This window comes from Streptomyces sp. IBSBF 3136, assembly GCF_036815105.1.
Classification (GTDB): domain Bacteria; phylum Actinomycetota; class Actinomycetes; order Streptomycetales; family Streptomycetaceae; genus Streptomyces.
On sequence record NZ_JAJSZC010000391.1, the window covers coordinates 1 to 5,072 of the forward strand.

A 5,072-nucleotide genomic window follows, 5' to 3' on the forward strand; every position below is an offset into this window, starting at 1 on the left:
CGTCCCCTCCTTCCTCCCTGCCCTCCCTCAACATCCCCGTCCCCGTCCCCGATGGAGTACGTCGTGCGTCTCACCCGAACCCTGTCGGCCGCGGCCGGCACGGCCGCGCTGCTGCTCACCGCCGCGTGCGGCTCCGGCAGTTCCCCGGCCACCGGTCTCAACCCGCCCGACCTCAAGGCCCCGACCAAGCTCGGCAGGACCGAGGGCCAGGTCAACCTGGTCGCCTGGGCCGGTTACGTCGAGGACGGCTCCAACGACCCCAAGGTGAACTGGGTCGGCGACTTCGAGAAGCAGACCGGCTGCCAGGTCCACTCCAAGGTCGCCACCAGCTCCGACGAGATGGTCAAACTGATGAAGACCGGGGAGTACGACGCCGTCTCCGCGTCCGGGGACGCCTCCCTGCGCCTGATCGCCTCCGGCGACGCGGCCCCGGTCAACACCGCCCTCGTCCCCAACTACAAGGACGTCTTCAGCGGCCTGAAGAACGGGGCCTGGAACTCCGTGAAGGGCCGGATGTACGGCATCCCGCACGGCAGGGGCGCCAACCTGCTGATGTACAACACCCAGAAGGTGCGACCGGCGCCCACCTCCTGGTCGGCGGTCTTCGACGACGCGGCGAAGTACAAGGGACACGTCACCGCCTACGACTCGCCGATCTACATCGCGGACGCCGCCCTCTACCTCAAGGCGACCCGGCCCGAACTGAAGATCAAGGACCCGTACGCGCTCGACCAGAAGCAGTTCGACGCGTCCGTCGCCCTGCTGAAGAAGCAGAACGCGGACATCGGCGAGTACTGGAGCGACTACCTCAAGGAGATCTCCGCCTTCAAGAGCGGGGACTCCGTGGTCGGCACCAGCTGGCAGGTCATCGCCAGCCTCACCGCCGGCGAGGGCGCCAAGATCAAGGCGTTCGTGCCCAAGGAGGGTTCCACCGGCTGGTCCGACACCTGGATGGTCTCGGCCAAGGCCAAGCACCCCAACTGCGCCTACAAGTGGCTCGACTGGATCGTCTCCCCCAAGGTCAACGCCCAGGTCGCCGAGTACTTCGGCGAGGCCCCGGCCAACGCCAAGGCGTGCGCCCTGACCAGCGACAAGAACTTCTGCGACACCTACCACGCCGCCGACGAGGGCTACTGGAAGAACATCGCCTTCTGGAACACGCCCATCGAGCAGTGCCTGGACGGACGCAAGGACGTCCGCTGCGTGCCGTATGCGAAGTGGGTGCAGGCCTGGACCGAGATCAAGGGCTGAGCCGTGACGACCGACACGCCGACCGCCGCCGGACGAGGCACCGTCCGGCGGCTCGGGGGGGGGCGGCCCCCCCCGCCCCCGCTCCGTCAGACCCCGCTGCTCAACGGCCCGCTGGTCTGGCTGGGGNCCCCCCCCCCCCCCCCCCCCCCCCCCCCCCCCCCCCCCCCCCCCCCCCCCCCTCGCCGGGGCACTGCACACCAGGCCCCGGCTCCGTCTGACCCTGCTGCTCACCGGCCCGCTGCTCTGGCTGGCGGTCCTCTACCTCGGCTCGCTGACGGTGCTGTTCGTCTCGGCGTTCTGGACGACGGACTCCTTCACCTCCGAGGTGGTGAAGGTCTGGTCGACCGACAACTTCCGCACGCTGTTCACCACGCCGGTCTTCCGCCAGGTGATCCTGCGCAGCGTCGGAGTGGCGCTCGCGGTGACCGCCCTGTGCGCCGTGATCGCCTTCCCGGTCGCCTTCTACACCGCCCGGGTGGCCCGGCCGAGGTGGCGCCCGCTGCTCGTGGTGGCCATCCTCACCCCGCTGTGGGCGAGCTACCTGGTGAAGGTGTACGCCTGGCGGCTCATCCTCTCCGAGGGCGGTCTCGCCGACTGGATGCTCGCGCCCTTCGGGCTGAGCGGCCCCGGCTTCGGTCTGCCCGCCACCGTGCTGACCCTGACCTACCTGTGGCTGCCGTACATGATCCTGCCGCTCCACACGGCGCTCGAACAGCTTCCGGCGAACCTGCTCGACGCCTCCGCCGACCTCGGCGCCCGGGCCGGCCGCACCTTCCGCTCGGTGGTGCTCCCCATGGTGCTGCCCTCTCTCGCCGCCGGTTCCGTGTTCACCTTCTCGCTCAGCCTCGGCGACTACATCACCGTGCAGATCGTCGGCGGCAAGACCCAGCTCATCGGGAACCTCGTGTACTCCAACATCGAACTCAACCTGCCCATGGCGGCGGCGCTGGGCACCGTACCCGTCGTCGTGATCGTGCTGTACCTGCTGGCGATCCGCCGCACGGGCGCCCTGAACAGCCTGTAGGAGAGGAGCGACATGCATCTCGGCCGCACCGCCCGCACCGCTGTGCGCATCGCCGCCGCACTCGGCTTCGCGGTGATCTACGTCCCGCTCCTGCTCGTGCTCGTCAACTCCCTCAACCCCGACCGCAGCGCGAGCTGGCCGCCGCCCGGGCTCACCCTGCACTGGTGGTCGGTGGCCGCGGACAACTCCGGTGCGCGTGAGGCGGTGTGGGTGTCCGTGAAGGCGGGCCTGGGCGCCACCGCCATCGCCCTGGTGCTCGGCACGCTTATCGCGTTCGCCGTGGCCCGGCACCGCTTCCTGGGCCGCGAGACCGTGTCCTTCGTCGTGGTGCTGCCGATCGCGCTGCCCGGCATCGTCACGGGCATCGCCCTCAACTCGGCCTTCGGCACCGTGCTGCGGCCGCTCGGGGTGGGGCTCGGCCTGTTCACCGTGATCGTCGGCCACGCCACCTTCTGCATCGTCGTGGTCTTCAACAACGTGGTGGCCCGGCTGCGCCGTACAGCGGGCTCGTACGAGGAGGCGGCGATGGACCTCGGCGCGACCACGTTCCGCGCCTTCGTGGACGTCACCTTCCCGCTGCTGCGCTCCGCGCTGCTGGCCGGCGGGCTGCTCGCCTTCGCCCTGTCCTTCGACGAGATCGTGGTGACCACCTTCACCGCCGGACCCGGGATCCAGACCCTTCCCATCTGGATCTTCGACAACATGACCCGCCCGCAGCAGGCACCCGTGGTGAACGTGGTGGCCGCCGTCCTCGTCCTGCTGTCGGTGATCCCGATCTACCTGGCCCAACGGCTGTCCGCGGACACGGCCACGTCCAGCCGGGTGTGATCGGGTGCGCTACCGCCGGCGTGAGCGGGGTGCGCTTCGGCCGGTGGCACCTTGGCGGGTGTGTGCCCCAGCGGATGGGCGCCGGCCGGGGTGCGCACCGGCAGGGCACGAGAGCCGGGTGCGCGCCGGGCGGGCACCCCAGCGGGTACGCCCGCCCCGGCCGGTGGGCACCCCGACGGTCATGCCCCGGCCGGTAGGCGCCCCGGCGGGTGCCCACCGGCCGATGGGCAACCGGCGGGTATGCACCACCGTGTGCGCGCCAACAGATGGGCGCCCCCGGGAGGGGTAGGCCGCGGGCGGGTGGGCGACCCAGCGGGTGTGCGTCGTCGGCCGCTAGGCACCCGGCGGCTACGCACTAGCCTGTGCCCGCCACCCGATGGGCACCCGGCGGGTAGGCCGCGGCCGGTGGGCGCAAGCCAGCGGGCATGCGCCCCAGCGGGTGAGTGCCGGCGGGTGTGCGCCGACCGACGGGCGCCCCAACGAGTCTGTACCCCGGCGGGTGCGCCGCCGCCGGTTGCACCCCAGCGGGTGTGTCCCCGCCGTAGGCGCCCGCCGGTGGGCGTCCGGGCCGGTGGGTGTCCTGGCCGTTGGGGGGGCGCCCCGGCGGGTGTGCGCCGATTCGGGGCCGGGAGGCGCGGCGCGGTGGTGCCGCGGGGCGGGTGGACGTGGGCTTTCGTAGTCTGAAGGGACCCGAAGCTCCTCCGGGAGGTGGGCCCGCAGGCGGGAGAGGGTCGTGATCGAACTGGCCGCGGCATTCGCCGTCGCGGGAGCGGCGAGCAACGCCGTCGGCACCGCGTTCCAGCGCAAGGCGGCGTCCACCACCCGCGGCGCGGGGGTACGGATCCTGGCGGAACTCGCACGCCGGCCGGTCTGGATGGTGGGCATGGCCGGCGTGATCGGCGCCGCGGTGTGCCAGAGCCTGGCGCTCGTCAACGGGCCGCTCGCGCTGGTCCAGCCACTGTTCATCCTCGAACTGCCCTTCGCTCTGCTGGTGGCCGGCCCGCTGATGCACCGCCGGCTGCCCCGCTGGGGCTGGTGGGGTGTCGGCGGGGTGGTGATGGGCCTGGCCGTGCTGCTGGCGGCGGCCGCGCCGCACGGCTCCACCAACCAGGCGCCGCTCGTGCGGTGGATCCCGGTCCTGGCGCTGTGCCTGGGTGGGATGGCCGTGCTGATCCTGGCGGCCGGTCGCGGACGCCCGGCCGTGCGCCGCGCCGCGCTGCTCGCCGCGGCCGCGGCCACCGGCAACGCCCTGACCGCGGCGCTGCTGAAGTCGGCCACGGGGACCTTCGCCGACGACGGGTTCACGGCGTTCCTGCGGTCCTGGCAGACGTACGGCTTCGCGCTGGCGGGCGCGGCCGCCGTGATCCTGTTGGAGAACTCGCTCCAGGCCGGTCCGCTGGCGGCCTCCCAGCCCGCGCTGACGATCGGCGACGCGATGGTGAGCCTGGCCCTGGGGATGACCCTGTTCGGCGAGCGCATCCGCACCGGCTGGTGGCTGGTGCCCGAGGCGTGCGGGGCCGTGCTGATCGTCGTCGGCGTGTTCGTGCTGAGCCGCGCCGTCCAGCGCATCAGGGAGCGACCACCGGCCGAGGCCGACCGCCACTGAGTCAAGCCACGATCACGGGCCTGAGCCGACCGCCGCTCAGGCAAAGCAGCGGTCGCCGACTGGAGCGACCGACCGCTCAGTCAGGGCACAGTCCAGAGCCGTGGCCGGCGTCCCCGAACCAGCGTCGGGCCTCGGACAGGAGCAGGGGCAGGTTGGCGGCGCGATGGCTCTTCGTTCCTCGGGAGGTCGGTCACCCGGATTGTCCTCCGGGCGACTTCCCCGCCACCGGCGGCCCATGGCGGCCCATCGGCCCGGGCGGCCGACGGCGGGACCCGCACGCGCGGCAGCGGGCGGCGAACTCCGCCGTCCCCCTCAGACACCGCTCCCCCTCCCCGTCCGTGAGGCGGGCCGATCCCCTCGCGC

The 5,072-nt window shown here is 72.5% G+C and carries 4 protein-coding genes; all 4 read left to right on the forward strand.

The genetic code is table 11. From position 1 onward, the window contains the following. The first annotated feature begins 63 nt into the window (after positions 1-63). The 4 genes from V7E45_RS39295 (at position 64) to V7E45_RS39310 (ending at position 4,709) form a co-directional block, all read left to right on the forward strand. Complete coding sequence (locus tag V7E45_RS39295; protein ID WP_333779081.1) at positions 64-1,251, forward strand: ABC transporter substrate-binding protein; 1,188 nt, start codon at positions 64-66, stop codon at positions 1,249-1,251. A gap of 190 nt (positions 1,252-1,441) precedes the next feature. Continuing rightward, positions 1,442-2,275 carry an ABC transporter permease gene (locus V7E45_RS39300; RefSeq protein WP_333779085.1) on the forward strand — a complete coding sequence of 278 codons (834 nt, stop codon included), beginning with the start codon at positions 1,442-1,444 and terminating at the stop codon, positions 2,273-2,275. A gap of 12 nt (positions 2,276-2,287) precedes the next feature. Then, the gene (locus tag V7E45_RS39305; RefSeq protein WP_333779083.1) at positions 2,288-3,103 is read left to right on the forward strand and encodes an ABC transporter permease; all 816 of its coding nucleotides are present in this window, start codon (positions 2,288-2,290) and stop codon (positions 3,101-3,103) included. 733 nt (positions 3,104-3,836) lie between these two features. Further along, positions 3,837-4,709, forward strand: coding sequence for a DMT family transporter (locus V7E45_RS39310; RefSeq protein WP_333779084.1), 873 nt, complete (start codon positions 3,837-3,839; stop codon positions 4,707-4,709). Positions 4,710-5,072 lie beyond the last annotated feature (363 nt).